The sequence below is a fragment of the Piscinibacter lacus genome (genome assembly GCF_016735685.1).
GTDB classification, from domain to species: domain Bacteria; phylum Pseudomonadota; class Gammaproteobacteria; order Burkholderiales; family Burkholderiaceae_C; genus Aquariibacter; species Aquariibacter lacus.
The window spans coordinates 1,888,521-1,912,021 of record NZ_JAERRA010000001.1 but is presented as its reverse complement, the minus strand read 5'-3'; the positions used below and the strand labels follow the sequence as shown (position 1 = coordinate 1,912,021).

20 protein-coding genes are annotated in these 23,501 nt (G+C 69.8%); 8 read left to right on the top strand and 12 right to left on the bottom strand.

The window, feature by feature from the left end; genetic code table 11:
- Nucleotides 1-12: 12 nt before the first annotated feature.
- The 10 genes from JI742_RS08570 to aptA all read right to left on the bottom strand — a co-directional run bounded on the left by JI742_RS08570 (nucleotide 13) and on the right by aptA (nucleotide 12,180).
- Nucleotides 13-1,404, bottom strand: a complete 1,392-nt coding sequence (locus tag JI742_RS08570) for a DUF3138 family protein (protein ID WP_201825580.1) — start codon at nucleotides 1,402-1,404, stop codon at nucleotides 13-15.
- 76 nt (nucleotides 1,405-1,480) lie between these two features.
- A complete protein-coding gene (locus JI742_RS08565; protein ID WP_201825577.1) occupies nucleotides 1,481-2,371 on the bottom strand; it encodes an ABC transporter permease subunit in 891 nt (296 codons plus the stop codon).
- Nucleotides 2,368-3,324: an ABC transporter permease gene (locus JI742_RS08560; protein WP_201825575.1), complete on the bottom strand. Its 957-nt coding sequence runs from the start codon at nucleotides 3,322-3,324 to the stop codon at nucleotides 2,368-2,370. Before JI742_RS08560 ends, JI742_RS08565 begins: the two co-directional genes overlap by 4 nt.
- The gene (locus tag JI742_RS08555; RefSeq protein WP_201825572.1) at nucleotides 3,321-4,430 is read right to left on the bottom strand and encodes an ABC transporter ATP-binding protein; all 1,110 of its coding nucleotides are present in this window, start codon (nucleotides 4,428-4,430) and stop codon (nucleotides 3,321-3,323) included. Before JI742_RS08555 ends, JI742_RS08560 begins: the two co-directional genes overlap by 4 nt.
- A gap of 70 nt (nucleotides 4,431-4,500) precedes the next feature.
- Entirely contained in the window at nucleotides 4,501-5,631 is a 1,131-nt protein-coding gene (locus JI742_RS08550; protein ID WP_201825570.1) for a polyamine ABC transporter substrate-binding protein, read from the bottom strand.
- Nucleotides 5,632-5,681: 50 nt separating this feature from the next.
- Nucleotides 5,682-7,067, bottom strand: a complete 1,386-nt coding sequence (locus JI742_RS08545) for an aspartate aminotransferase family protein (protein ID WP_201825566.1) — start codon at nucleotides 7,065-7,067, stop codon at nucleotides 5,682-5,684.
- A 16-nt stretch (nucleotides 7,068-7,083) separates the two neighbouring features.
- Nucleotides 7,084-8,451, bottom strand: coding sequence for a glutamine synthetase family protein (locus JI742_RS08540; RefSeq protein ID WP_201825564.1), 1,368 nt, complete (start codon nucleotides 8,449-8,451; stop codon nucleotides 7,084-7,086).
- A gap of 75 nt (nucleotides 8,452-8,526) precedes the next feature.
- Complete coding sequence (locus tag JI742_RS08535; protein ID WP_201826523.1) at nucleotides 8,527-9,375, bottom strand: gamma-glutamyl-gamma-aminobutyrate hydrolase family protein; 849 nt, start codon at nucleotides 9,373-9,375, stop codon at nucleotides 8,527-8,529.
- Nucleotides 9,376-9,504: 129 nt separating this feature from the next.
- Nucleotides 9,505-10,842 carry an NAD(P)/FAD-dependent oxidoreductase gene (locus JI742_RS08530; protein ID WP_201825561.1) on the bottom strand — a complete coding sequence of 446 codons (1,338 nt, stop codon included), beginning with the start codon at nucleotides 10,840-10,842 and terminating at the stop codon, nucleotides 9,505-9,507.
- A 24-nt stretch (nucleotides 10,843-10,866) separates the two neighbouring features.
- Entirely contained in the window at nucleotides 10,867-12,180 is a 1,314-nt protein-coding gene (gene aptA, locus JI742_RS08525) for an omega-aminotransferase AptA (RefSeq protein ID WP_201825558.1), read from the bottom strand.
- Between the two features lie 127 nt (nucleotides 12,181-12,307).
- Between aptA and JI742_RS08520 the strand changes: the two genes are divergently transcribed.
- The gene (locus JI742_RS08520) at nucleotides 12,308-12,814 is read left to right on the top strand and encodes an Lrp/AsnC family transcriptional regulator (protein WP_201825555.1); all 507 of its coding nucleotides are present in this window, start codon (nucleotides 12,308-12,310) and stop codon (nucleotides 12,812-12,814) included.
- On the opposite strand, the gene JI742_RS08515 is transcribed toward JI742_RS08520, so the two are convergent.
- Nucleotides 12,786-14,003 (bottom strand): acyltransferase family protein, encoded by a 1,218-nt coding sequence (locus JI742_RS08515; protein WP_201825552.1) that lies wholly within the window; start codon nucleotides 14,001-14,003, stop codon nucleotides 12,786-12,788. The genes JI742_RS08520 and JI742_RS08515 overlap by 29 nt on opposite strands.
- Nucleotides 14,004-14,419: 416 nt before the next feature.
- Here JI742_RS08515 and JI742_RS08510 point away from each other — a divergent pair, with 416 nt between their 5' ends.
- From JI742_RS08510 to JI742_RS08480, 7 genes are all read left to right on the top strand, one after another.
- Nucleotides 14,420-16,276 carry an acyltransferase family protein gene (locus tag JI742_RS08510; protein WP_201825550.1) on the top strand — a complete coding sequence of 619 codons (1,857 nt, stop codon included), beginning with the start codon at nucleotides 14,420-14,422 and terminating at the stop codon, nucleotides 16,274-16,276.
- Between the two features lie 187 nt (nucleotides 16,277-16,463).
- Entirely contained in the window at nucleotides 16,464-17,504 is a 1,041-nt protein-coding gene (locus JI742_RS08505) for an AAA family ATPase (protein ID WP_434057638.1), read from the top strand.
- A gap of 46 nt (nucleotides 17,505-17,550) precedes the next feature.
- On the top strand, nucleotides 17,551-18,417 hold the full coding sequence (locus tag JI742_RS08500) for a DUF58 domain-containing protein (protein WP_201825548.1): 867 nt from the start codon (nucleotides 17,551-17,553) through the stop codon (nucleotides 18,415-18,417).
- Nucleotides 18,401-19,576: a hypothetical protein gene (locus tag JI742_RS08495; protein WP_201825546.1), complete on the top strand. Its 1,176-nt coding sequence runs from the start codon at nucleotides 18,401-18,403 to the stop codon at nucleotides 19,574-19,576. The genes JI742_RS08500 and JI742_RS08495 overlap by 17 nt, the downstream gene beginning before the upstream one ends.
- Nucleotides 19,573-20,607 carry a vWA domain-containing protein gene (locus JI742_RS08490; protein ID WP_201825544.1) on the top strand — a complete coding sequence of 345 codons (1,035 nt, stop codon included), beginning with the start codon at nucleotides 19,573-19,575 and terminating at the stop codon, nucleotides 20,605-20,607. The genes JI742_RS08495 and JI742_RS08490 overlap by 4 nt, the downstream gene beginning before the upstream one ends.
- Complete coding sequence (locus tag JI742_RS08485) at nucleotides 20,598-21,359, top strand: tetratricopeptide repeat protein (protein WP_201825541.1); 762 nt, start codon at nucleotides 20,598-20,600, stop codon at nucleotides 21,357-21,359. The genes JI742_RS08490 and JI742_RS08485 overlap by 10 nt, the downstream gene beginning before the upstream one ends.
- Nucleotides 21,356-22,411 (top strand): VWA domain-containing protein, encoded by a 1,056-nt coding sequence (locus tag JI742_RS08480; protein ID WP_201825539.1) that lies wholly within the window; start codon nucleotides 21,356-21,358, stop codon nucleotides 22,409-22,411. Before JI742_RS08485 ends, JI742_RS08480 begins: the two co-directional genes overlap by 4 nt.
- Here JI742_RS08480 and speB read toward each other — a convergent pair.
- Nucleotides 22,354-23,307, bottom strand: a complete 954-nt coding sequence (gene speB, locus JI742_RS08475) for an agmatinase (protein WP_201825537.1) — start codon at nucleotides 23,305-23,307, stop codon at nucleotides 22,354-22,356. The two genes, JI742_RS08480 and speB, sit on opposite strands and share 58 nt — an antisense overlap.
- Nucleotides 23,308-23,501 lie beyond the last annotated feature (194 nt).

Sequence of the window (23,501 nt, the reverse complement as noted above, 5' to 3'; positions counted from 1 at the left end):
CGGTTTCCGGGCTCAGAAGAAGACGACGACCGAGCCACCGAGCAGGTGGTTGTTCTTCTTGAAGCCGCCGCTGCGCACGTCCTCGAAGACGCGCTCGGAGGCGCCGTCGAAGCGGTACTCGGCCTTGAAGGTGGTGTTCTGGTTGAACAGGTACTTCAGGCCCAGAGTCAGGGCATAGCGATCGGCACCGCGGGTACCGAAGATGGGCTCCAGCGGCGCGCCGCCCTCGTCAAGGACGAAGCCTTCCACGCCGGGCCCGATGCCGTTGCGACCGTCCGGAGAACTGAAGCCAAAGAAACCGCCACCGTTCTTGCTGTTCTCCAGGTAGTCGGCCCGCACCAGGGCTTGCAGGCGCGGGGTGATCGAGTAGCCGGCCAGGGCCGAAACGCCATACCAGCGCGAGTCGCCGCCGTTGATCGCCGCATCGGCCTGCTGGCCGTAGCTGAACTGGCCCTGCACGGTCCAGTCGCCGCGGATGAAGTAGCCGTCAATCTCGAAGAGGTGGGCAGTGGTGTTGGTCCCGGTGCCGAAGTTGAAGACCCGGCCATGCACACCGGCGAAGCCGAAGCCCTGGAACTCACCCCTTGAGTAATCCACCCGGTAGGCCACCATCGGCGACTTCTCGCCCGCGCCGCGCGTGGTCAGGTTGAGCTGGCCGAGGATGCCGCGCATCCACCACTTGCCGCGTGTCACATCCAGGCCGACGCCGGTGTAGCCGAAGGGCAGGGTGAAGTCGTAGAGCAGGTTGTGGGTGGTGAAGGGGTTCAGCGTGGGCTGCTGGTATTCATAGCCCGACCAGTCCGGCACCTGGCCGACGATCAGGCGGGTCTGCAAATCGGACAGGGGAATGGAGACGGTGGCCTCCTGCACGATGCCGCCGCCGATCGCCTCGCCCACGCCGCGCTGCGGCGTCAGGGTCAGCTTGAAGCGGGTGCCGGATTCGGTCTCCTTCGTGAAGTCGATGGAGGCCGCCCCCATGAAGGAGGTGTCGTAGAAGTAGCCGTCGCTCTGGCTGTTGAGGAACTGGAAGCCGGCGCGGTCCTGGTTGCGGTTGTAGATGAAGACCGGCTCGATGTAGCCGCTGATCGTCAGGCCCTTGATGCCCCAGGTCTCGATGTTGTCCTCCATCGCCTCGGTCTTGACGGCGATGCGGTTGAAGTCCTGCTGCTGCTCGGCCGTCATGCCGGCGGGCGCGGCGGCAGCGGGCGCCGCCTTGGCCTTGGTCTCGGCCTCAATGAGGCGCTTCTCCAGCTCGCCGACGCGGGCCTTGAGCTCGCGCAGCTCCTTGAGCAGCTCTTCGCTGGCCGATTGCGCCGCCGCGGGCAGGGCATGCATCAGCGGATAGGCGGTGGCCAGGGCCAGCAGCAGGGTGCGCGGCAGGGCACGCAGGGTGGGGCGGTTCATGGGGCAATCTCCTGCGTCGGACGCATCGAGGGGGAAACGAAAAGGGCGAGGAAGGTGGCGGGCGCGGGCCGGGCGATCAGCCGCCGTCGCGGGCGCCGGCGCGGGCCTCGCGCTGGCGCTGGCGCTCGGCCCGGGCGATGGCATAGCTGGCGAGCAGCACGCCGATCGCGACGATCAGGATGGTGACCGCCGCCATGGCATTGACGCTGGGGTTCAGGCCCAGGCGGGCGCGCGAGAAGATGACCAGCGGCATCGTCGTCGAGCCCGGACCGCTGAGGAAGGCTGAAAGCACCACGTCGTCCAGCGAGAGGGTGAAGGTCAGCAGCCAGGCCGACATCAGCGAGGGCGTGATCATCGGCAGCGTGACCAGGGCGAAGACCTGGAAGGGCCGGGCGCCCAGGTCCATCGCGGCTTCTTCGAGCTGCGGGTTGAGCTCTTGCAGCCGCGCCTGGATGACGACCGTGGCATAGGCCAGGCCCAGCAGCACATGGCCCAGCCAGATGGTGAGCACGCCGCGCTCGGGCCAGCCGAAGGCGCGCTGCACCGACACCAGCATCAGCAGCAGCGACAGGCCGACGATGACCTCCGGCATCACCAGCGGCGCGCTGACCATGCCCGAGAAGACCGTGCGGCCGCGGAAGCGCCGGTAACGCACCAGGGCGAAGGCCGCCAGCAGGCCCAGCAGCACCGAGCCGCAGGCGGTGTAGACCGCCAGCTTCAGGCTGAGCCAGACGCCGGCCAGCAGCTCGCGGTCGTTCACCAGGCTGGCGTACCACTTGAAGGTGAAGCCGTTCCAGCGGTTGGGCACCGGCGAGTCGTTGAAGGAATAGACGATCAGCGACAGGATGGGCAAGTAGAGGAAGACGAAGACGGCCAGCAGCCAGCCGCGGCCGAAGCCGCGCGCGAAGCCAGTGCCGAACAGGGCGCGCGGCCTGCGGCGGGCGGTGGGGGAGGCTGCGGCGCTCATCGGCGGGCCTCCGTGCTCTCGGCCTGGTAGCGGTTGAACAGGGCCAGCGGCACGACGATCAGCAGCACCATGACGACGGCGACCGTCGAGGCCATCGGCCAGTCGTTGTTGCTGAAGAACTCGTCCCACAGCACGCGGCCGATCATCAGCGTCTCGGGGCCGCCAAGCAGCTCGGGGATCACGAACTCGCCGACGCAGGGGATGAAGACCAGCATCGCGCCGGCAATGATCCCGGCCTTGGACAGCGGCACCGTCACCCGCCAGAAGGCGGCCCAGGGCGTGGCGCCCAGGTCGGCGGCGGCTTCGAGCAGGCGGCCGTCGAGCTTGCTGAGCGTCGCGTAGAGCGGCAGCACCATGAAGGGCAGGTAGGTGTAGACCATGCCGACCAGCAGGCTGAAGGGCGTGTTCATCAGCTTGCCGGGGCTGCCGATCAGGCCGCCGGCGGCCAGCAACTGGTCCAGGCCCAGGGCGATCAGCAGCTCGGCCACCGGGCCGCCGTCGCCGAGCAGGCCCTTCCAGGCATAGACGCGCAGCAGGAAGGAGGTCCAGAAGGGCAGCATCACCGCCATCACCAGCAGCGGCTGAAGATGGCGCGGCGCGCGCGCCATGAAGTAGGCAAAGGGATAGCCCAGGGCCAGGCAGAGCAGGGTGGTGGCGCCCGCATAGCCCAGGCTGCGCAGGTAGGTGCGGACGTAGAGCTCGTCCTCGGCCACGAAGAGGTAGTTGCCCAGGCGCACGGTGAGTTGCAGCACGCCGTCCTGCACCGTCAGCAGGTCGGAGAAGCGCACCCCGTCCATCTCGGACACGCTGATCTTGAAGACGATCAGGAAGGGCAGCAGGAAGAAGGCGATCAGCCAGGCATAGGGCAGGCCGATCACTGCGCCGCGCCCCAGGCGCAGGCGGCGGCCCGGGCCGCCCGGACGCGATCCGCCAGGGGCAGGGGCGGCGCTCATTGCGTCAGCACCACCTGGGCATTGGGCGCCCAGCTTGCCCAGGCGCGGTCGCCCCAGCTCAGCACATCGTCGGGATGGCGGTCGACATTGCCCTGGCTGATCTTGAGCACCGCGCCGCTGGCCAGGGCCAGGTGGTAGACGGTGAAGCTGCCGAAGTAGGACAGGTCGCGCACCGTGCCTTCGACGCGGTTGTGCGGGCCGAAGCCGGTGTCGGGCATCGCGCGGCCCAGGCGGATCTTCTCGGGCCGGATCGCCACCGTCACCGCCATGCCCTCGGTGCCGGTGATGCCGTGGCCGACATGGTGGCTGCAATCGGCGCAGTCGATCTGCACATGGTCGGGCTGGTCGCTGCGCAGCACGCCGTCCATCAGGTTCACATTGCCGATGAAGTCGGCCACGAAGCGGGTGGCCGGCGTCTCGTAGATGTCGGCCGGCGCGCCGACCTGCAGGAAGCGGCCCTCGCTCATCACCGCGATCCGCGAGGCCATGGTCATGGCCTCCTCCTGGTCGTGGGTGACCATCACGCAGGTCACGCCGACCTGCTCGATGATGTTGACCAGTTCGATCTGCGTGGCCTCGCGCAGCTTCTTGTCGAGCGCGCCGAGCGGCTCGTCGAGCAGCAGCAGCCGCGGCCGCTTGGCCAGGCTGCGCGCCAGCGCCACCCGCTGCTGCTGCCCGCCGCTGAGCTGGTGCGGCTTGCGCCGCGCGTACTTGTCGAGCTGCACGAGCTTGAGCATCTGCTCGACCCGCTCGGCCACCTCGGCACGCGGCAGGCCGTCGCGGCGCAGGCCGAAGGCGATGTTGTCCCAGACGCTGAGATGCGGGAAGAGCGCATAGCTCTGGAACATCATGTTGATCGGCCGCTCATAGGGCGGCAGGCCGGCCAGGTCCTGGCCGTCGAGCACGATGCGGCCCGAGCTCGGCGTCTCGAAGCCGGCCAGCATGCGCAGCAGCGTGGTCTTGCCGCAGCCGCTGGAACCGAGCAGGGCAAAGATCTCGCCCTGCGCGATGTCGATGCTGACGTGGTTGACCGCGACGGCGCCGCCGCCGAAGTCCTTCACCACATCCTGGATCTGCAAGTAGCCCTGCGCGCCGGATGCCGCCATGCCCGCCCTCCCGCCTGTGCGTGTAGGAGCCTGTGTGTGGAAGCGGGCCGGCGCCGGGCCGGCCCGGGCTTCAGAGACCGGTCTTGAAGCTGGTGTAGAGCCGGGTCATGGTGCGGCGGATGTCGTTGGTCAGCGCATCCGGCGCGATCATCTTCTTCATGTCCGCCTCGCTCGGGAAGACCGCCGGGTTGTTCACCACATCGGGCTTGACGAAGGCCTTGGAGGCCTTGTTCGGGTTGGCGTAGAAGACCTTGTTGGTCAGCGAGGCATGCACCTCGGGCCGCATGATGTAGTCGATGAACTTGTGCGCGTTCTCGGGGTGCGGCGCATCGGCCGGGATCACCATCACGTCGAAGAACAGGATGCCGCCGGTGGCGGGCACCAGGGTCTGGATGTTCTGGCCGGTCTTGCCGTCGATCGCGCGCTGGCGCGCGATGCTGATGTCGCCCGACCAGCCCAGGGCCAGGCAGATCGAGCCATTGGCCATGTCGTTGATGTAGCCCGAGGAGCTGAACAGCGTCACATGGGGCCGGATGCTCTTGAGCAGCGGGCCGACGGCCGCGTAGTCGGCCTGGTTGCGGCTGTAGGCCGGCTTGCCCAGGTAGTGCAGGGCGGCCGGGATGACCTCGGTGGGCGAGTCGAGGAAGCTCACGCCGCAGCTCTTGAGCTTGCTGATGTACTCGGGCTTGAAGACCAGGTCCCAGACATTGGCCGGCATCGGCAGGCCGCCCAGGGCCGCCTTGACCTTGTCGACATTGATGCCGACGGTGGTGTAGCCCCAGAGCCAGTTCACCTGGTACTGGTTGCCCGGGTCGAGCTTGGCGAGCAGCTCCTGCACCGTCGGGTCGAGGTTCTTCAGGTTGGGCAGCTTGCTCTTGTCGAGCTTTTGCAGGATGCCGCCGTCGGCCTGCACCTTGGCCCAGTAGGATGAGGGCATGACCACGTCATAGCCGGTCTTGCCGGCCACCAGCTTGGCATGCAGCACCTCGTTGCTGTCGAAGTTGTCGTAGCGGACCTTGATGCCGGTTTCCTTCTCGAAATTGGCGATGGTGTCCGGCGCGATGTAGTCAGACCAGTTCAGCACATTGAGCACCTTCTCCTCCTGGGCCAGGGCCGGGCCCGCGGCGGCCAGGCCGAAGGCGGCCAGGAGCGCAGCGGCCAGGCGGCCGGTGAGGGTGCGACGCGGGGCGGAACCTTGCATGGTGGTACTCCGGAAAGCAGGCGACAGGGTGAGGAAGGGGGCCGGCGGGCTCAGAGCCAGCCGCGGCCGTGCAGGTCGGCCAGGGTCAGGTCGAGCGCGCGGCGGATGCGGTGCACGAGTTCTTCGATCTGGGCGCGGGTGATGACGAGCGGCGGCGCGATGATCATGCGATCGCCCACGGCTCGCATGATCAGGCCGTTCCCGAAGCAGTGCCCGCGGCAGACCATGCCGACGCCTTGCTCGGGCGCGAAGGCGGTGCCGCGAACGCGGTCCTTGACCAGCAGCAGCGCGCCCATCAGACCGCAGGTCTCGGCGTCGCCGACGAGGGGATGGTCCTTGAGCCGGGCGAACTGCTCGGCCAGGTAGGGGCCGACGTCCTCGCGCACATGCTCGACGAGCTTGAGCTCCTGGATCAGCTTCAGATTGGCCAGGCCCACCGCGCAGGCCACCGGGTGACCGCTGTAGGTGTAGCCATGCTCGAACTCGCCGCCCTGCTCGATGAGGGCCGTGGCCACGCGCTCGCCGACCATCACCCCGCCCAGGGGGATGTAGCCGCTGGTCACGCCCTTGGCGAAGGTCATCAGGTCGGGCCGGAAGCCCTGGGTCTGGCTGCCCCACCAGTTGCCGGTGCGGCCGAAGCCGCAGATCACCTCGTCGGCCACGACCAGGATGCCGTGGCGGTCGGCGATGCGCTGGATCTCGGGCCAGTAGCTGGCCGGCGGCACGATCACGCCGCCGGCGCCCTGCACCGGCTCGCCGATGAAGGCGGCCACGTTCTCGGGGCCCAGGCGCTGGATCTCGTCTTCCAGCCAGCGGGCGGCAACGAGGCCGAAGTCCTCGCGGCTCAGGCCCTGAGCCCGGCCGTGGTCCCACCAGTAGGGCTGCTGGATGTGGCTGATGCCGGGAATCGGCAGGCCGCCCTGGGCATGCATGTAGCTCATGCCGCCCAGCGAGGCGCCGGCCATGGTGGAGCCGTGATAGCCGTTCCAGCGGCTGATGATGTGCTGGCGCTGGGGCTGGCCCTGCAGGTCCCAGTAGCGGCGGACCATGCGCACCACGGTGTCATTGCCCTCCGAGCCCGAGCCGGCGAAGAAGACATGCTGGAAGCCCGGCGGCGCAATGGCCGCCAGCGCCTCGGCCAGGGCGATGGCCGGCGGCGTGGCCGTCTGGAAGAAGGCGTTGTAGAAGGGCAGTTGCCGGAGCTGCTCGGTGGCTGCATCGATCAGGGCCGTCTGGCCATAGCCGACGTTGACACACCATAGGCCGCTCATCGCATCGAGGATCTGCTGGCCCTCGCTGTCCCACAGCCAGATGTTGTCGGCGCGCTCGATGATGCGCGCGCCCTTGGCGCCCAGGGCCTTGAAGTCGGTGAAGGGGTGCAGGAAGTGGGCGGCGTCGGCGGCCTGCCAGGCCTGGGTGCTGCGGGTGGGAATCATGGGGAGGGGGTGCCGATCAGACGTGCAGGAGAAGGTGTTCCCGCTCCCAGGGCGAGATCACCTTCATGAACTCGGCGTACTCGATCTCCTTGACCTCGGTGTAGACGGTGACGAAGGCTTCGCCGAGCACGCGGGCCAGGTCCTTCTCGGCACGCAACTGCTCCAGCGCCTCGCCCAGGCTGCGCGGCAGGGCGTGGTCGCCCAGGTAGGCGTCGCCCTTGCACTCGGAAGTGGGCTCGATCTTCTGCTTCATGCCCAGCCAGCCGCAGGCCAGGGTGGCGGCCAGCGCGACATAGGGGTTGGCATCGGCGCCGATCACCCGGTTCTCGATCCGCCGGCCGTGGGGCGGCGCCAGCGGCGAGCGGATGCCGACGGTGCGGTTGTCCGTGCCCCACTGGATGTTGATCGGCGCGGCCGTGTTGCGCGCCAGCCGGCGGTAGCTGTTCACATAGGGCGCGAACAGCGCCATCGCGGCCGGGATGTACTTCTGCAAGCCGCCGATGTACCAGCGGAAGGCGTCCGAGGCGCTGCCGTCGGCTTGGCTGAAGATGTTGTGGCCGGTGGCCGCGTCGACCACGCTCTGGTGGATGTGCATCGCGCTGCCCGGCTCGCCCGCGATGGGCTTGGCCATGAAGGTGGCGAACATGTTGTGGCGCAGCGCGGCCTCGCGCACGGTGCGCTTGAAGAAGAAGACTTCGTCGGCAAGCTGCAGCGGCGCGGCATGGAAGAAGTTGATCTCCATCTGGCCAGCGCCGACCTCATGGATCAGGGTGTCGACGCCCAGCTCCATCTTCTCGCAGTAGGCGTAGATGTCCTCGAAGAGCGGGTCGAACTCGTTGACCGCGTCGATCGAATAGGCCTGGCGGCCGGTCTCGCTGCGCCCGCTGCGGCCGACCGGCGGCTTGAGCGGCACGTCCGGATCGCTGTTGCGGGCGACCAGGTAGAACTCCAGCTCGGGCGCGACGATGGGCTGCCAGCCCTCGGCCGCGAACAGCTCGCAGACCCGGCGCAGCACCGAGCGCGGCGCGAAGGGCACCAGGGCGCCGTCGCGGTCGTAGCAGTCGTGCAGCACCTGGGCGGTGGGGTCGGCGGCCCAGGGGACGATGCGCACCGTACTCGGGTCCGGCCGCAGGTGCATGTCGCGGTCGGTCGGGCTGATCACGTCGTAGTAGGGGCCGGCCTCGGGGAATTCGCCGGTCACGCCCATGGCCACCACGGCCTCGGGCAGGCGCATGCCGCGGTCCTCGGTGAACTTCTCGCGCGGCAGGATCTTGCCGCGGGCCACGCCGGTCAGGTCGGGCACCAGGCATTCGATTTCGGTCACCCGGCGTTCGTTGAGCCAGTGTTCCAGGTCGCTGAAGCTGAGCTTGTCTCTCGCCACCATGATTCGTCCTTTTTCGTTCTCGGGCCCGGCGGCCGGAAGCGGCGGGGCCGGGACGGGTGGAGCAGGCGCACGGGCTCAGGGGCGGGGGCGTTCGGGCACGGTCGCGCGGGTGCGCTCGCGGAAGCTGCGGCAGGCATCGCCGAAGGCACGCAGCAGGGTCATGGAAATCGGGTTGTCGCGGGCCTTCCACTCAGGATGCCACTGAACGCCGAGCTGGAAGCGGCCGGCCTCGGCCGGCTCGCCCTCGGGCGGCGGCACGGAGAAGGCTTCGATCAGGCCATCGGGCGCGCGGGCCTCGATGCGCAGGCCCGGCGCCAGGCGCTTCACGCCCTGACCGTGCAGGCTGTTGACCTGGATCTCGCCCGCGCCGAGCAGGGTGGCCAGCAGGCCGCCGGCCTCGATGCGCAGGGCATGGGCCGGGCCGTACTGCTGCTCGACCGGCGCGTTCTTGTCCTCGCGGTGGTCCAGGTGGCCGGGCAGGTCCTGCACGGCCTGGTGCAGCGCACCGCCCAAGGCCACATTGACTTCCTGGAAGCCGCGGCAGATGGCGAGGAAGGGCAGGCCGCGGTCGCGCGCCGCGCGGATCAGCGGCAGCGTCATCTCGTCGCGGCGCGGGTCGAGCGGCAACTCGGGGTTCAGCACGCCCTCGTCGAAATGGCGCGGGTGCACATTGCTGGGCGAGCCGGTCAGCAGCAGGCCGTCGGCGAGTTCGAGCAGATCGCCCAGCTCCTCGACAGGCGCCGCCGGCATCACCAGCGGCAGCGCGCCGGCCAGGCGCACCGCGTCGATGTACTTCTGGCCGCAGATGTGGAAGGGGTGGTCGCCAAGCTGGCGGTTGCAGGCCGGCACCAGCACGAGGGGGCGCTGCGATCCGCCGCGTTCGGACGCGGCGAGCAGGACGGAGGCGGGCGCGGCGGCGTTCATCAAGGTGTCTTCAAGGATGCCGACAGATTCCAGCATGCGTGCAAAGCCCGTGCCATCCGGTCGGGCCGCAGCCGGGCGAAACGTGTCCGCCGCGCCACGGCGACGGCGGTCTGCGGCTTCCCGGCCGGCTCACAGCGCGTCCCTCAGCCGGTACCAGGCCATGCCCAGCACCAGGGCCGGCATGCGCAGCGCTGCGCCGCCGGGGAAGGGCCGGTGGCGCAGCCGGGCGAAGGTGTCGAAGCGCTCGGCGTCGCCGGTCATGGCCTCGGCCACCAGGCGACCGGCCAGGCCGGTGAGCGCCAGGCCGTGGCCCGAGAAGCCCTGCAGGTAATAGACACGGCCGGCGGCAGCGCCCGGGCGGCCGCGGCTGTCGAGCCGGCCGAAGTCGGGCGCGCGGTTCATGGAGATGTCGACGAAGCCACCCCAGGCATGGCTGATCGGCACGCCCGCGAGTTGCGGGAACACGGCCGCCAGCCGCCGCTGCAGGCTGGCGGCCATGCCCGGCGGGGTGAGGGTGCTGTAGCTGACCCGGCCGCCGAAGAGCAGGCGGTGGTCGGCCGTGGGGCGGAAGTAGTCCAGCACGAAATTGGTGTCGCAGACCGCGGCGCGGCTGGGGATCAGCGCCCGGCAGCGGGCCTCGCCCAGCGGCTCGGTCGTCACGATGTAGGTGCCGACCGGCATGATCCGCGCCGCCAGTGCCGGGGCCAGGCCGGGGGCCAGCGCGGCCAGGCGGCTGTTGCCGGCCAGCAGCACCTGGTCGGCCTGCACGTGGCCGGCGGCGGTGCGCAGGCGGCAGGGCGCGCCGGGGCGGTCGTCCAGGCCCAGCACGGCGCTGTGCTCGAAGAGCAGCACGCCAGCGCGCGCCGCCGCCTCCGCCAGGCCGCGCACCAGCTTGAGCGGATGCAGGTGGCCGGAGGCCGGGTCCACATAGCCGCCGGCATAGCGCGGGCTGTCGATCCAGGCCGGCAGCTCATCCTGCCCCAGCCAGCGGTAGCGGCTGCCGTGGCGGCGGGCCAGGCCGTCGAGGCTGTCGCGCAGCGCGCGGGCCTTGCGCGGCGAGGTGGCCAGGCCCAGCCAGCCGGCCTGCCAGTCGCAGTCGATCGCATACTCGGCAATCCGGGCTTGCAGCAGCTCGAGCGCGTCCAGCGACATGCGCCAGATGCGCTGCGCCGCCTCGGCACCGAGCTGGGCCTCGACGGTGTCGATGTCGCAAGCCAGGCCATGGATGGCCTGGCCGCCGTTGCGGCCGCTGGCGCCTTCGCCCAACTGCCCGGCCTCCAGCACGGCGACGCGGCGACCGCGGGCCGCCAGGTCGAGCGCGGCCGACAGCCCGGCCAGGCCGCCGCCGACGATGGCCACATCCACCCGCAGCTCGCAGTCCAAAACCGGTCGTGGCGGGGCGGCCGGCGCGCTGGCGGCATACCAGCTCTGCCGGCCCAGCGCGCGGTCGGTGTCGATCCAGGCCATCGTCGCGGCGGGAAGGGGCTGGCTTCAGGCCAGGCGCCGCAGCGCCGTGCCGATGGCCTCGACGATCTGCGCGATGTGCCGCTCCTCGATGATCAGCGGCGGCGAGAGCGCGATGGTGTCGCCCGTCGTCCGCACCAGCACGCCCTGATGCCAGCAGTCCATGAAGGCGTCGTAGGCGCGGCGGGTCGGCTCGCCGGGGCGGGGCGCCAGCTCGATGCCGGCCACCAGGCCAATGGTGCGGATGTCGATCACATGCGGCAGGCCGCGCAGGCTGTGGAGGGCCTCGGTCCAGATCGGCTCCAGCGCCGCGCCGCGTGTGAGCAGGCCTTCCTCGGCATAGGTGTCCAGCGTGCCCAGGGCCGCAGCGCAGGCCAGGGGGTGGCCGGAGTAGGTGTAGCCGTGGAAGAACTCGATGGCGTGGTCGGGCCCGGTCATGAAGGTGTCGTGCAGGGCGCGGCTGGCGAAGACCGCGCCCATGGGCACGCAGCCATTGCTCAGGCCCTTGGCCACCGTCATCAGGTCGGGCGTGACGCCGAAGCGCTGGGCGGCGAAGGGCGCGCCGGTGCGGCCGAAGCCGGAAATCACCTCGTCGAAGATCAGCAGGATGCCGTGGCGGGTGCAGATCTCGCGCAGGCGCTGCAAGTAGCCCACCGGCGGGATCAGCACGCCCGTCGAGCCGGCCACCGGCTCGACGATGACCGCCGCGATGGTGCTGGCGTCATGCAGCGCAATCAGGCGCTCCAGATCGTCAGCCAGCTCGGCGCCGTGGGCCGGCTGGCCGCGGCTGTAGGCATTGCGCTCGGGGTCGTGGGTGTGGCGGATGTGGTCCACCCCGGCCAGCAGGTTGCCGAACATCTTGCGGTTGGCGACCATGCCGCCGACCGAAATGCCGCCGAAGTTGACGCCGTGGTAGCCGCGCTCGCGGCCGATCAGCCGGGTGCGCTGGCCCTCGCCGCGCAGGCGGTGGTAGGCCAGGGCCATCTTCAGCGCGGTCTCGACCGATTCCGAGCCGGAATTGGTGAAGAACACCCGGTCTAGACCGGCTGGTGCGATCTGCGCCAGCCGGTCGGCCAGGGTGAAGGCCAGGGGGTGGCCCATGTTGAAGGGCGGCGCGAAGTCCAGTTCCGCCGCCTGGGCCTGGATGGCCTGCACGATGCGCGGCCGGGCATGGCCGGCATTCACGCACCACAGGCCGGCGATGCCGTCGAGGATCTCGCGGCCCTCGGGCGTCCAGAAATGCATGCCCGCGGCTTTGGCGATCAGCCGCGGCGCCTGCTTGAACTGCCGGTTCGCGGTGAAGGGCATCCAGTAGGCGTCAAGTTCGGCGGCGTGGCTCATCGCGGGCGGGGGCAGGGCGGGGATGAACCAGTCTAGGCAGGCCGCCACGCAATGTGCTTGCGCAATCGCGGGCAGAAAGCCTCAGGATTCGCACAAAATTGCGCGAAGAGCACCGCAAGCGCACAACATGCCAAAAAGCCCAAGCCCCACGCAATCCGACACCTCAAGCGCCCCGCTGCAACTGGATGCCCTGGACCGTGCCATCCTGCGCGAGCTTCAGGCCGATGGCCGGCAGTCCAACCTGGCCCTGGCGCAGAAGGTGCACCTCTCGCCCTCGGCCTGCCTGCGCCGCGTCAAGGCCCTGGAAGACGCCGGCGTCATCGACCGCTATGTCGCCCTGCTGAACCCCCGGGTCGCCGGCCAGCCAGGCACCAGCTACACCATCGTCAACCTGGAGCGGCTGACCGTGCCGGCCATCGAAGCCTTCGAGCGCGCGGTGAAGGACATTCCGTCCATCCTGGATTGCTTCTACGTGGCCGGCACCCACGATTACCTGATCCGTTTCACCTACCGCGACGCCGCCGACCTGGAGCGATTTCACAGCGAGGTGCTGATGCGCCTGCCCGGCATGCTGCGCAGCAATTCCATGCTGGTGCTGCGCACGGTCAAGAAGACGACGGCGCTCGACCTTTGAGCCGGTCCCGGTTCGCGAGGCGCTGAGCCCAGTCGTGGCCCACGCGGCGCAGCGGCTGCTCAACCCAGCGCCAAGAGGCATAGGCCAGCAAAATCGACAGCGGCAGGCCGATCGCCAACTGGATGGCCGCGAGCGAGGCCAGGCTCGCCACCACGTCGAGTGGCGAGGACGCCGTGCGCAACAGCACACCGATCTCCGGCCGGGGAAACCATTCGACAAGGGCCACGAAAACCAGCCAGTGGTAGAGATAGAGCGAATAGCTGATCCTGCCGATGAACACCAGCCAGCGCGTGGAAAGCCAAACCTTGATGCGCTGCGCCAAGCCACTCTGGCCCCAGAAGATCGCGGCGAAGATCAGCAGCAGCGCAAGCCCCTGGACGCTGTAGCGGATGCCCTCGCGGAACAGGACATTGCGAATCACCAGCGAAGCGAGCAAAAGCGCCAGCCCGATGCAGAGCGCGGTGGAGCCACTTAGGCGCCGGAGGATCTCGCGCAATCGAACCGAAACCTGCTGGGATGCAAGCAGCACGGACAAGAGGCAACCGTAGAGGATGGAGTCGATCCGCGTGTCGGTGGCTTTGTAGGTTCGGCTGTTGTCAATGAATCCGGACTGGCCCAGGTAATCCATGGCCAGATACGATCGCCACACCATCACCAGCACGACCAGAACCACCAGGGCCGCCAGCAGCCTGAGTCGCTGAGCATGCAGGAAAACGAAAAGCAGGGGATAGAAGATGTAGAAATGCTCCTCGACCGCGAGCGACCAAAGGACGGTCAGGGGGTTGTAGACGTTTTCTGCACTCATCCCTCCCCAATCGCCGAAAAGGTGACGGTAGTTCGCGAGGTAGAAAATCGAAGCAAGGTTGTCGCCCAGCGGCAGGCTGCGCCCGAAGGAAGCAATCAAAAGATTGCTGGCGAGCACGAAGACGAGCAGGGCAGGTGCCAGACGGAAGAAGCGGCGCAGATAGAAGGCACGCAGGGCGATCGACCCGTGCTGTGCGGATTCCTGGATCATCATCCGCGTGATGATGAAGCCGGAAATGAAAAAGAAGACAGTCACGCCGAGGCCGCTGGGAATGATGTAGCCGAGGCCGAAATGGCCAAGAACCACCAGCAGGACCGAAATGCCGCGCAAACCATCTAGCTCGGCAAGATAGTTTTGGGCAGGTTTCGCGACGGGACTACTCAAAATCGGACATCCTTGTCTTCTCTTTATGAAAGTCTTTGAATAATATTGTATCACCCGCCGAGACAGCGACCCGTAGACATTCGTGGCGAAAGCGGCTCGGCGCGCCAGACCGACCTGAAGCGGCTGCCCAAAACGCCTGAGAAGGCGGGGGGCGGCGGCCCTCGCTGCGCCGGAACAAGCCAAGAGCCGGGAAGGCGGCAGGCTGCCGTTGGCCTGCCTGGGGCGGCATCGGCGCCACAGTCGCCCTCCTGCACCGCCGCTGAAGCACAATCCGGACGCTGAGCTGTTGCGCTGCGGAGACAGCCAGGCGAGGGGCGATCTGCATCCACCGCTCGGGCTGTTTCACGGCAGGCGTGGAAGACTGCGCCCGAAGAGCAGCCCTGCCCCACGACGCAAGTGCTTTGAGAAGGAATCGAGTGAACTACCGCCCCGACATCGACGGCCTGCGCTCCCTGGCCGTCCTGCCCGTCATCCTCTTCCATGCAGGCGTCCCTGCGTTCCAGGGCGGCTATGTCGGCGTCGATATCTTCTTCGTGATTTCCGGCTTCCTGATCACTTCGATCCTGATCAAGGACATCGAGGCGGGCAGCTTCTCCATCTTGCAGTTCTACGAGCGGCGCATCCGGAGAATCATCCCGGCCTTGTTCTTCGTGATGCTGGTGACCCTGCCCTTTGCCTATGCCCTGCTGCTGCCCAACGAGATGGCAGCCTATGGCAAGAGCCTGATCGCGACGCCGCTGTTTGCCTCCAATTTCCTGTTCTGGAGCGAGCGCGGCTATTTCGGTGCTGCCGTCGACCTCAAGCCGCTGGTGCACACCTGGAGCCTTGCGGTTGAAGAGCAGTTCTACATTTTCTTTCCGCCGCTGCTCGCCTTCTTGCTGGCGCGCAGCCGCAAGCTGACTTTCGGCGCACTGAGCGTGATTTTCATCGTTTCGCTGGTCGCCAGTTGGTGTGTCACCCGGCTGCATTTCGAAACGGCCTTCTACCTGCCCTTCACCCGCATCTGGGAACTGCTGGTCGGTTCGGCCTGTGCGTTTTACCTGCATCGCGGCCCGGCCCTCGGCCGCGGTGCAGGGGCCACCCTCGCGGCGGGCGGGCTGGCGCTGCTGCTCTATGCGATCTTTGCTTTTGACAATGCCACCGTCTTTCCCGGCCTTGCCGCCGCCGTGCCGGTGGGTGGCGCGGCCATGCTGATTGTTTCGGGCCAGCGATCCAACCTCGTCAGCCGGACCTTGGCCCTGCGGCCGCTGGTCGGCATCGGCTTGATCTCCTACCCGCTTTACCTGTGGCACCAGCCGGTTTTTGCCTATTTGCGTCACATGGGCCATGAGGATGTGATGGCCCTGCTGCTGAGCCTGCCGCTGGTGTTCGGGCTGAGTTTTCTCACCTACCGTTATGTCGAGACGCCGATCCGTTTCAACCGCGGCATCACCCGGCGGACGCTGTTTAGGGCGACGGCTTGGGGTAGCGGGGCCTTTGTGCTGATCGGCGCGCTGATTGTCGGCACCCGGGGATTCGAGTTGCGCTACAGCGCGCAGGATGTGGCCGTGATCCGCCAGTTTGAGCATGCGGCGATTTACAGCGAGGAGGCCTACAACGCGGCGCAATACCGGGCTTTCGATGCCTCGCCGCGCCGCAAGGTGGTGATTGCCGGCGACAGCCATGCGCGCGATTTCTACAACGTCCTTCGCGAGGCCGGTCTGGAGCGTGAGTTCCAGTTCTCGACCAAGCGCATCAATGCCGAATGCGGCAATGTCTTCGTCGCCCGCGACCTGAGCGAGTTCATCCCCGCGCTGCGCGAGGAACGCTGCAAGGTCATCGGCCGCCTCGACCATCCGAAGATGGCCGCCATCCTGCGCGAGGCCGACGAGATCTGGCTGGTCGCGCGCTGGTACGACTGGGTGATCGACCTGCTGCCCGAGACCATCCGCAACCTTGAGACCACCTACGGCCTCAAGGTGCGGGTGTTCGGCGCCAAGCACTTCGGCACCATCGACCTGAAGCAGGCCCTTCAGATTCCCGAGGGGGAGCGCGTGGGCCACCTCCAGCCCGCCGACCCCTACTTCGTCGGGCTGAGCGAGCGTATCCGCGCCACGGTGCCTGCACCGCACCTGACCGAACTGCTGGACCCCTTCTGCCAGGGCGACCACCGCCGCTGCCGGGTGTTCACCGACGAGGGCCTGATCGTGACCATCGACGGCGGCCACCTGACCCAGGCCGGGGCGGTGTTCCTGGCCCCCACCTTGCGCAGCTTGATCCTGTCCGCGCCCTGAGCCGGCTGTCGCTCGATCCCGCGCGCCCTCGGTCACCAAGTGAGCCAGCGCGCTCGACCCGACCCGGGAATCCTTAACGATTGCTCGACTACGGGCCGCTGCCGATTGCCCCGCAGGCCTCATGCAGCGATGCTCGCGCGCCGCGCCGGGCATTCCTCCCGGCGACCGAGCCCGAGGACTTACCTGCATGCCTGCCCCGATGGATCGCGATGAGCGCTTGATGAGTGATGGCCGCGCCCAGGCGCTGGCCCTGGAGACGGCGGTGGCGGGTGCGGTGGTGGGCCAGGCCCGGGCGATCCGGCGCATCACCACAGCCGTCTTCGCGCGTGGCCATGTGCTGCTGCAGGGCGATGTGGGCGTGGGCAAGACGACGCTGCTGCGGGCCTTCGCCCAGGCCATGGGCGGCGGCTTCGGCCGCATCGAGGGCACGGTGGACCTGATGCCCAACGACCTGCTGTATCACACCTACATCAGCGCCGAGGGCCGCCCGGCCGTGGAAGCCGGACCGCTGCTGCGCGAGGCCGACCGGCTCGCGATCTTCTTCTTCAACGAGATCAACCGCGCCCGGCCCCAGGTGCATGCCCTGCTGCTGCGCGCCATGGCCGAGCGCAGCGTGCAGGCCTTCAACCGCGAGTGGCGCTTCCCGCGCCTTCAGGTGTTTGCCGACCGCAACCGGGTCGAGCGCGAGGAGACCTTCGAGATCGCCTCGGCCGCCCGCGACCGCTTCATGATGGAGATCGCCATCGACGCGCCGGCCGACGAGGAGGCCCGGCTTGCCCTGGCCTTCGACCCGCGCTTCCACGACACCGATGCGCTCATTGGCGCGCTGCCCTCCGGCGTCGTCGACATGGACGGCCTGATCGAGCTGGCGGCCGCCATCCAGCGCGGCGTGGCGGCCAGCGAGACCTTGCAGCGCTATGTGCTGCGGCTTTGGCAAGCCACGGCCCGGCCGCAGGATCACGGCATCCGCCTGGACGCGCTGGACGTGGACACGGCCGATCTTGTGCTGGCCGGCGCCAGCCCGCGCGGCATCGGCATGCTGCTGCAGGCCGCCCGCGTGGCCGCCTGGATCGAGGGCCGCAGCCATGTGCTGCCGCAGGACATCCAGGCCGTCTTCCCCGAGGTGATGGCGCACCGCCTGTGCTTCCAGCCCGTGCACGAGCTGCGCCGCGCCGAGCTGGCCCCGGCCCTGATGCAGGGCCTGCTGGCCCAGGTGCCCGCGCCATGAGGCGGGCCCGAGGCCCGCGGCACGCACCCACTGCCCCCGGACCCCGATGACGGCCCGGCGCGAGTTTCACTACCGCCTGCCCGGGCCGGCCGCCGGCCACTTTCCCGGCGCCCACCGCAGCCCGCGCGGCGAGAGCGGCTTCGAGTTCCGCCGCCACCTGCCCCTGGCCGATGCGCCGGATGCACGCCGCATCGACATCCACGCCAGCCTGCGCGATCCCTTCGAGAACTGGCTGGTGCGGGTCTATGCCCAGCGCATGGCCACCAAGGTGATGCTGATCGCCGACCTGTCGGCCTCGATGGGTTTCGTCGGCCGGCACCGCAAGCTCGACACCCTGGCCGATTTCGCCGAGGGCCTGGCCTATGCCGCCTACCGCTGCGGCGATGCCTTCGGCTTCATCGGCTGCGACCATGCCGTACGCCGCGAGCTGCTGCTGCCCCTGACCCGCGCCCGCGGCGCCGGCCTGGGCCTGGGCGATCGCCTGCGCGGCCTGCAACTGGCCGACCGCCGCGACGACGCCGGCGCCGCCGGCCTGCTGCGCGCCCACCAGCATCTGCGGCGCGAACGCAGCCTGGTCTTCCTGCTGTCCGATTTCCACCTGCCCGAAGCGCAGATCGAAGCCCTGCTCGCCAGCCTGGCCGGCCATGCCGTGGTGCCGGTGATCGTCTGGGACCCCACCGAATTCAATCTGCCGCCCGGCCACGGCCTGGCGCCGTTGTGGGACCCTGAGACCGGCGAGCAGCGCCTGGTCTGGCTGCGACCCGCCCTGCGCGAACGCTGGAGCCGGCTGGAAGACGAGCGCCGCGCCCTGCTGGGCGGCCTGTTCCGCCGCCACCGTTTGCGGCCCCTTTACTTGGCCGATGGCCACGATCCCGATGCGGTCACCGCGTATTTCTATGGCGCTGCCGGCTGATCCGCACCTGCGGGCCCGCGGACGGCCTGCGGCCGGGCTGGCGCTTGGCCAGGGCGCTGCCGCCTGCCTGCTGCTCGGCCTGCTGGCCGCCGGCGCCGGGACGGCGCTGGCGCAGGCCGACTTGGCGGCCTCGGCCGCTGCAAGCGGCCCAGTGGCCGAGGCGGTGGCGACAGGCCCGGCGGACGTCTCTGCACCCGCCGCCTCGGCGGCTGCGTCGCAGGCCGAGGGCTTGCCCGTCACGGCGCCGCCCCAGCCCGCGCCGCCCCCCCCGCCGCCTCCGCCGGTGGGCCTGACGCATCAAGTGGACGAGCCCCGCGCCTACGGCCACCTGGTCGGCGACGTGGTGACGCGCCGCATCCACCTGCAACTGCCCGCGGGCCTGCGCCTGCGCGGCGACAGCCTGCCCGTGCCCGGCCGGCGCGGCCAGGCCATCGAGCTGCGGGCGGTGGAGCACCAGGGCCCCCACACCGCGGCGCGCCAGACCCTGGTGCTGCGCTACCAGCTCTTCGCCGCGCCCCTGCAGCCGCGCGTGCTGGAGCTGCCGCCGGTGCTGCTGGACTTCGAGCCGGTGGCCGGCGGCCGGGTCCAGACCCTGCGCATCGACGCCTGGCCGCTGCAAGTGGCGGCGCTGGGTCCGGCCGAAGCGTCTCGGCGCCGCGGCCTGGACGATCTGCAGCCCGATGCCCTGGCCCCCGCTCTCGACACCCGGGCGGCCCGGCTGCGCCTGGGCCTGTGGCTGACCGGGCTGGCCGGCCTGCTGGGTGGCCTGGCCTGGGTGCTGCTGCTGCGGCCTTACCTGCTGCGCCGCCGCCAGCCTTTTGCCCGCCTGCGCCGCGAACTGGCCGCGCTGCCCGCCCAGGCCCTGGCGGTGGATGCGCGGGCCGTCTTCGCCCGGCTGCATGCCGCGCTGCGCGAGCAGGCCGGCCGCAACCTGCTAGCCCGCGACCTGCCCGACTACTTGCGCACCCGGCCCGGCCTGGCGCCGCTGGCGGACGAGCTGCACGCCTTCCATGCCGCCTCGGAGACCCTGTTCTTCCTGCCGCAGGCGGGGCCGGCCGAGGGCTGGGACCTGGCCCGCCTGCGCCGCCTGGCCGAGGGCCTGGCAGCCGTCGAGAAGCTGGCGCCCGAGAGCCTGGCCGGAGCCGGGGAGGGCGCATGAACCTCGAACATCCGCTGTGGCTGCTGCTGCTTCCGCTGGCCCTGCTGCCGCTGTGGCGGCCGTTTGCGGCGCGGCTGGGCTATTCCAGCCTGGCCCTGCTGCCCGAGGACGCCGCGTCGCGCTGGCTGGACCGCGGCTTGCGCGCCGCCGGCTTCACCGCGCTGGCTGCGCTGCTGCTGGCCCTGGCCGGCCCCTACCGGCCCGAGCGCCAGGTCGAGCGGCAAGGGCAGGGCGCCGAGATCGTGCTGCTGCTCGACCGCAGCCGCAGCATGGACCAGGCCTTCGGCAAGGCCCGCGACGGCCTGGGCGTCGGCGGCAACTACAGCCCCTACTTCAGCCTCTCGGGCGAGAAGGCGGTGGCCGACCGCAACAAGGGCGAGGCGGCGCGCCGCGTGCTGACCCAGTTCGTCAACCAGCGGCCCAACGACCGCTTCGGCATGGTCGTCTTCAGCACGCTGCCGATGCGGGTTCTGGACTTCACCGAGAAGCCCGAGGCGGTGAAGGCCGCCATCGCCGCCGGCCAGGTGGGTCGGGGCATCTCGGAGACCGACATCGGCCAGGCCCTGCAGGAAGGCCTGGCCTTCTTCGAGCAGCGGCCCTACACCGGCTCGCGCATCCTGATGCTGGTCTCGGACGGCGGCGACCACCTGGATGCGGTGGCGCGCGAGCGCCTGACCACGCTGATGCAGCGCTACCGGGTGTCGCTGTACTGGATCTACATCCGCTCCTCGCGCAGCCCGGGCTTGAGCGAGGCCGAGGGCCTGAGCCCGGAGAACGCCGAGGCCGTGCCCGAGTACTTCCTGCACAGCTACTTCAAGAACCTGGGCGTGCCCTACCGCGCCTACGAGGCCGAGAACCCCGATGCCCTGGAACGTGCTGTGGCCGACGTGAGCCGCCTGGAGAACCTGCCCATCACCTACACCGACACGGTGCCCCGCGCTTCCTATGCGCCGCTGGCCTATGCCCTCGCGGCCGGGGCGGTGGCCCTGCTGTGCCTGGCCCGCTGGAAGGAGTTGCCGGCATGGCGATGAAGCCCCTGGCCGGGCCGGCGATACCGGCCCCCACCCCCATCCGCGCCGACCGGCGTGCCCGCCAGCAGCAGCTCGCCGCCTCGGCCCTGGCCCGCGCCCGGAGGCGGCTGCGCCTGGCCTGGGCCGCCGCGGCGGTGCTTGCCCTGCTGGCGGGCCGGGAAGTCCTGATCTTGCGCGAGGCGGCCCACTGGGATGCCCGCATCGCCGCGCTCCAGACCGAGCCGGAAGCGGTGCAGGCCGCACTTCGCCATGCCCTGGCGCAGGTGGGACCGGCCGCGGTGCCCGCGGCAGAGCCGGTTTCCGAGCCTGCCTCGGCCGCGTCCGCCCCGGTCGCCCGGCCGGCCTGGCTGGATGAGGATGTGCCGCGCGAATGGCGCTTTGCCGAAGCCCAGGTCCTGGCTGCGGCCGGCGAGCACGAGGCCGCCCTGGCCCGCTACCGCAGCCTGATCGAGGACCCGCGCCTGGGCCTGCCAGCCCGCTACAACAGCGGCAATGTGCTTATGCAGCAGGCCTTCAAGCTGCGCGAATCACCGTCGCCCGGCCTGGCCGTGCCCGTGATCGAGCTGGCCAAGGAGGGCTACCGCCAAGTGCTGCGCCTCGACCCGGCGCACTGGCCGGCGCGCTACAACTTCGAGCGCGCCCAGCGCCTGCTGCCCGACCCGGAGCAGGACGACAGCGAGGCTGCCGGCCCGCCCGAGAACGCCGAGCGGGCGGCCACCACCATGCGCGGCGTGTCGCAAGGCCTGCCATGAGCGAGGCCCTGCGCGAGGCCCCCGCGCTGCCGCGACCCGGCTGGCGCGCCCGGCTGCCGGGCCTGCTGCGGCCCCGTCACGCCCTGCTGCGTCCGCTGGCCCTGGGCCTGCTGTTGCTGGCCCTGCTGGATCCGCAACTGCCCGGGCCGGGGCAGCGGCATGACTGGGTCATCGTGCTCGACGTGACCCAGAGCATGGACGTGCGCGACATGCCGGTCACCGCGGCCGACGGCTCCACCCAGCTCATCAGCCGGCTGCAGGCGGCCAAGCGCCAGCTCGACGGCCTGATCGGCGAGCTGCCCTGCGGCTCCCGGCTCGGCCTGGGCCTGTTCACCGAATCGCGCAGCTTCCTGCTGCTGGCGCCGGTCGAGGTCTGCGGCAACTACCGCGAGCTGAAGGACACCCTGGCGCGCATCGACGGCCGCATGGCCTGGACGGGCAACAGCGAGGTGGCCAAGGGCCTGTTCGGCGGCGTCGCGATCGCGGCCGGCCTGCCGGAGAAACCGGCCCTGCTCTTCATCAGCGACGGCCATGAATCCCCGCCGGTCAATCCGCGCTACCGGCCCAATTTCCCGGGCACGCCGGGCGAGGTGCGGGGCATGGTGCTGGGCGTGGGTGGCGACACGCTTGCGCCCATCCCGCGTTCGGACCCGGCCGGCCGGCCGCTGGGCTTCTGGGGAGCCAACGAGGTCATGCAGGTCGACCCGCGCAGCCTGGGCCGGGGCGGCACCGGCGAGTCCCTGGTCGACACCGAGGCCGACAAGCCCGTGCAGCCCATCCCGGGCGTGGTGCCGGGCAAGGAACACCTGTCGGCCCTGCGCGGCGAGTACCTGCGCGACCTGGCCGGCGGCCTGAAGCTGGGCTACCAGCGCCTGGGCGATCCGGCCGCGCTGCGCGAGCTGCTGCTGGACCCGGCCATGGCGCATCCGGCCGAAACGCGCCATGCGCTGGCGCCGCTGCTGGGCGGCGCTGCGCTGCTGGCGCTGCTGCTGTCTTACTTGCCGCCGCCCTCGGCCTGGCGCTTGCGCGCCTGGAGGCGGCCGCAGAGGTAGGTCCAGACGAAGCAGGCCGCGGCATTGGCCGTGAGCTCGGCATGGTCGTAGGGCGGGGCCACTTCCACGCAATCCATGCCAACGAAGTTCAGGTCGGCCAGCTCCTCGATGATCGTCAGCACCTGGTTGCTGCTCAGTCCGCCCGGCTCGGGCGTGCCGGTGCCGGGGGCATAGGCCGGGTCCAGGCAGTCGATGTCCAGGCTCAGGTAGAGCGGCGGATGGCCGAGGGCCTGCATGCGCGCGCGGATGGCGTCGAGCACGGGCGCAAGCTGCGCCGGGCTGGCCAGGCCGCGCAGGGCGCGGGCGGTGAAGAGCTGGCCGCCGCGGTCGGCCACGTAGTCGCGGGCCGCGCGCTCGCCGCCCGAGCGGATGCCGATCTGCACAAAGCCCTCCGGCCGGGCCAGGCCCTCCTGGATGGCTTCGTGCACCCAGGTGCCGTGGCCGCTGGGTTCGCCGAAATGGTCGGTCCAGGTGTCGCAGTGCGCATCGAAGTGCAGCACCGCCAGCGGCTGGCCGTGCCGCGCCTTGAGCGCGCGCAGCAAGGGCAGGGTGATGCTGTGGTCGCCGCCGAGCCAGACCATGTGCCGCTCGGCAAGCAACTGCGCCACCGGCGCGGCCAGGGCCGCCCGCATCCGTTCGAGGCTGGTGTTGGGCAGGGCGAGGTCGCCGGCGTCGGCCAGGGCGGTGTCGGGGCTGAGGTCGAAATGCGGATGGATGCCGTCGCAGAGCATCAGGCTGGCCGCGCGGATCGCGGCCGGGCCGAAGCGCGCACCGGGTCGGTTGGTGACGCTGCCGTCCCAGGCAATGCCGGCCAGGCCGAAGGGCCGGCCATCGCCCGGCTGGGGCGCGGGCACGCGCAGGAAGCGCTGGTCGCTGTGGAAGGCGAAGGAGCTCATCGTGATCTGGTCCTCATTTCATCGGCGCGGGTACCGCTTCCACCATGTAAAAATCTGAGCTGGTGCAGCGCCGCAAAATTTCCCATTGTGAAGAACAACATTTCGCATCCGGAAATCTCGGCGTCAAGTCCTTGATTAAAAAGGACTTGCCAGTGAGTCTTCTATAAGACACAAGTCTTCGCAAAGCCCGGTGA

What these genes read in the sequence shown, in the direction of transcription:
- JI742_RS08570 (WP_201825580.1), bottom strand. Translation starts at nt 1,404, where the DNA reads ATGAACCGCCCCACCCTGCGTGCCCTGCCGCGCACCCTGCTGCTGGCC.
- JI742_RS08565 (WP_201825577.1), bottom strand. Translation starts at nt 2,371, where the DNA reads ATGAGCGCCGCAGCCTCCCCCACCGCCCGCCGCAGGCCGCGCGCCCTG.
- JI742_RS08560 (WP_201825575.1), bottom strand. Translation starts at nt 3,324, where the DNA reads ATGAGCGCCGCCCCTGCCCCTGGCGGATCGCGTCCGGGCGGCCCGGGC.
- JI742_RS08555 (WP_201825572.1), bottom strand. Translation starts at nt 4,430, where the DNA reads ATGGCGGCATCCGGCGCGCAGGGCTACTTGCAGATCCAGGATGTGGTG.
- JI742_RS08550 (WP_201825570.1), bottom strand. Translation starts at nt 5,631, where the DNA reads ATGCAAGGTTCCGCCCCGCGTCGCACCCTCACCGGCCGCCTGGCCGCT.
- JI742_RS08545 (WP_201825566.1), bottom strand. Translation starts at nt 7,067, where the DNA reads ATGATTCCCACCCGCAGCACCCAGGCCTGGCAGGCCGCCGACGCCGCC.
- JI742_RS08540 (WP_201825564.1), bottom strand. Translation starts at nt 8,451, where the DNA reads ATGGTGGCGAGAGACAAGCTCAGCTTCAGCGACCTGGAACACTGGCTC.
- JI742_RS08535 (WP_201826523.1), bottom strand. Translation starts at nt 9,375, where the DNA reads ATGAACGCCGCCGCGCCCGCCTCCGTCCTGCTCGCCGCGTCCGAACGC.
- JI742_RS08530 (WP_201825561.1), bottom strand. Translation starts at nt 10,842, where the DNA reads ATGGCCTGGATCGACACCGACCGCGCGCTGGGCCGGCAGAGCTGGTAT.
- aptA (WP_201825558.1), bottom strand. Translation starts at nt 12,180, where the DNA reads ATGAGCCACGCCGCCGAACTTGACGCCTACTGGATGCCCTTCACCGCG.
- JI742_RS08520 (WP_201825555.1), top strand. Translation starts at nt 12,308, where the DNA reads ATGCCAAAAAGCCCAAGCCCCACGCAATCCGACACCTCAAGCGCCCCG.
- JI742_RS08505 (WP_434057638.1), top strand. Translation starts at nt 16,464, where the DNA reads ATGCCTGCCCCGATGGATCGCGATGAGCGCTTGATGAGTGATGGCCGC.
- JI742_RS08500 (WP_201825548.1), top strand. Translation starts at nt 17,551, where the DNA reads ATGACGGCCCGGCGCGAGTTTCACTACCGCCTGCCCGGGCCGGCCGCC.
- JI742_RS08495 (WP_201825546.1), top strand. Translation starts at nt 18,401, where the DNA reads ATGGCGCTGCCGGCTGATCCGCACCTGCGGGCCCGCGGACGGCCTGCG.
- JI742_RS08490 (WP_201825544.1), top strand. Translation starts at nt 19,573, where the DNA reads ATGAACCTCGAACATCCGCTGTGGCTGCTGCTGCTTCCGCTGGCCCTG.
- JI742_RS08485 (WP_201825541.1), top strand. Translation starts at nt 20,598, where the DNA reads ATGGCGATGAAGCCCCTGGCCGGGCCGGCGATACCGGCCCCCACCCCC.
- JI742_RS08480 (WP_201825539.1), top strand. Translation starts at nt 21,356, where the DNA reads ATGAGCGAGGCCCTGCGCGAGGCCCCCGCGCTGCCGCGACCCGGCTGG.
- speB (WP_201825537.1), bottom strand. Translation starts at nt 23,307, where the DNA reads ATGAGCTCCTTCGCCTTCCACAGCGACCAGCGCTTCCTGCGCGTGCCC.